This is a genomic window from Moorena sp. SIO3I6, from assembly GCF_010672095.1.
In genome coordinates this window covers 1-2,179 of the sequence record NZ_JAAHHU010000801.1, presented here as the reverse complement: position 1 = coordinate 2,179, position 2,179 = coordinate 1, and the positions used below count along the sequence as shown (strand labels likewise).

Sequence of the window (2,179 nt, the reverse complement as noted above, 5' to 3'; positions counted from 1 at the left end):
TTAGGGTACCGGGTTTGGCATACTCAGCCACTCCCTCAGCTCCCAGCATAACCGCTTCCACATCTGGGACATCCCCCAAGCAAGAAAAAATTATGTCAGCTGACTCGACGGCTTCCCGGATCGATGACACTATCTTGGCTCCAGCATCAGCAGCAATCTTGACTCCTGGCCGATCGGGGGTGCGATTCCAAGCCATAGTGGGGTAATTACTGGTGGAGTAATCACTACGGGCAAGATTGGCTGCCATATATCCACCCATAACGCCGAGACCAAGAAAGGTAAGATTGCTGTTCATGCTGATTCCATTAAGTCCGCTTATAATATTCTTACTTAATTAACCAGTTGCTTGTACCACTCCCAAGTCGTTTCCACAATTACCCCTAAGTCGTCATAATTTGGCATCCATCCCAAAACCTCCCGAATCCTCTGGACACTTGCCACAACACTTGCCGGATCTCCCTTCCTCCTGTTCACCTCAACTACCGGAAAATCCACCCCAGAAATCTCCTTCATCTTCTTCACCACTTCCCGCACGCTATACCCGCGCCCATAACCACAATTGAGAACCTGACTCTGCCCACCTTGCTCCAAATACTGCAACGCATCTAGATGAGCAGTGGCTAGATCCCAAACATGAATATAATCTCTTACCGCTGTCCCATCAGGAGTAGGAAAATCAGTACCAAAAATCTTCAAGCATTCCCGCCTCCCCTTTGCAGCATCACAAGCGACCTTAATTAAATGACTCCCTTGGGAATTACCCTCGCCAATTCTCCCAAAGGGGTCAGCACCCGCTACATTGAAGTAACGCAAAATCAAATACCTTAACCCCGATGCAGCAGCATAATCGTGAATCATCCATTCATTGATCAACTTGGAGCGACCATAGGGATTAATCGGTACTGTGGGTGCAGACTCCAATGTCAGACTCTGATTCACTTCTCCATAGACTGCTGCCGTACTAGAAAAGACAAACTGGTCCACCCCAAAAGTCTGACAGCACCTCAACAGAGTTAAAGTATTACAGGTATTGTTAGCGTAATAATCTAAAGGCTTGACCACCGACTCCGGAGCTACCTTACTTCCAGCCAGATGGATGACCGCAGTAAATTTTTCCTGGGCAAATAGTTGATGGAGTCGCTCCCTATCTGCTAAATCTCCGACGACTAACCGCCCATGGAGCACAGCAGATGCTGCACCAGTAGAACAGTTATCGTAAACCACAACATCGTGACCAGCTTCTGATAATTGAAGCACTACATGGGAACCAATATAACCAGCTCCACCAGTTACTAAAATTTTAGTTACCATCAAGAAGGTTTTTCTAAGATGCAAGACTAATCTTTGCCAGACCAAAGATGTGGACCAGGGTGCATTGACTTGGTGATTACGGGTCTGCCTGAAAGCAGTGATTGCCTCAAAAATCTAAGCAGATAATGAGGTATATTTCTCAATTGCCACTGCATCTTAACCATTCGATCGTAAAAACTAGGATGGTCAAAAAAATCAGCATGTATTTGATTTCCTTCAATTTGCATTAACTTGGATTTTGTGTGGCTTAACTGATTAATATGTATCCGAAAACAGGAGACTGGTGGACCGTGAAGATATGCGAATGACGCTCCTGAATTTAAAGCTCGTAAGTAGAATTCACGGTCAGCACAAAACTGATAATTTTGATTAAATCCTTTTAAACGTGTATATAGACTTTTACGAAAGATAGCAGATTGTTGAGAAAAGCCAAGCATGCTGGTTCTAGAAATAGAAATCAGTTGACTGGCCTGAGGAGGGGCAAAAGAGTACATAAACCGACCACAAAAATCAGTAAAATCACAATTGCCATATACGAAATCTGCTTTAGAAGCGTTTCCTAGAGTAATAAGTCTGGCTACACTATCTGGATACAACCAATCATCTGAGTTGAGATAACCTAACCACTCACTATCACATTGTCTCAAACCGAGATTGATTGCTCTATAGATATTTCCTGGCTCTATGTATAAATAGTTGACATTCCAACGTTTACATATTTCTAAGGTTTCATCAGCCGAGCCGCTATCAACTACGATAATAGTTACATCTACATTTTTTTGTGTTCGCAAGGAAAGTAAAGTCCTCTCAAGGGTAAGAGCACTATTCAATGTTGGAATAACATAGCTTATTTTCATATTAATAACTC

3 protein-coding genes are annotated in these 2,179 nt (G+C 43.3%); all 3 read right to left on the bottom strand.

The features are described 5' to 3' along the window. A partial coding sequence (locus tag F6K49_RS42910) for an NAD(P)-binding domain-containing protein (RefSeq protein ID WP_293107672.1) occupies nt 1-295 on the bottom strand: 295 nt, incomplete at its 3' end. A 35-nt stretch (nt 296-330) separates the two neighbouring features. After that, nucleotides 331-1,311: a UDP-glucose 4-epimerase GalE gene (galE, locus tag F6K49_RS42905; RefSeq protein WP_293107669.1), complete on the bottom strand. Its 981-nt coding sequence runs from the start codon at nt 1,309-1,311 to the stop codon at nt 331-333. Nucleotides 1,312-1,337: 26 nt separating this feature from the next. Beyond that, nucleotides 1,338-2,179 (bottom strand): glycosyltransferase (locus tag F6K49_RS42900; protein WP_293107666.1); only part of this gene is annotated, 842 nt, incomplete at its 5' end.

Coding starts and splice junctions, on each gene's coding strand:
- galE (WP_293107669.1), bottom strand. CDS start 1,311: ATGGTAACTAAAATTTTAGTAACTGGTGGAGCTGGTTATATTGGTTCC.